Raw genomic sequence first — 252 nt, forward strand, 5'->3', positions numbered from 1 at the left:
GGGTGGGGTCCGAGAAGCTCTTTGAAGCTCAACAAGAGCGAAATGCACAATATTTCTGATCGAGCCCTGCGGGACATCAGGGATATGATCTTGCCGAAAGCGAAGGCCGTTACCAGCCTTGAGGCCTTCGCAGATCAGATATTGAAAGACGAGCCTTGGCTACCCTGGATTACTTCCCACGGAGCGATGCGAGCTGCCGAGTATATCTATGCCGCGCGACGGATCGGGACCGATCCGTCGACCATCCGCTCC

The 252-nt window shown here is 56.0% G+C and carries 1 protein-coding gene; it reads left to right on the forward strand.

What is annotated here, in order from left to right; all coding sequences use genetic code 11:
• Nucleotides 1-21: 21 nt before the first annotated feature.
• On the forward strand, nucleotides 22-252 hold a 231-nt coding region (locus AF337_RS44515), incomplete at its 3' end, for a hypothetical protein (RefSeq protein WP_210168072.1).

It is taken from the genome of Rhizobium ecuadorense, from assembly GCF_001187535.1.
GTDB classification, from domain to species: Bacteria; Pseudomonadota; Alphaproteobacteria; order Rhizobiales; family Rhizobiaceae; genus Rhizobium; species Rhizobium ecuadorense.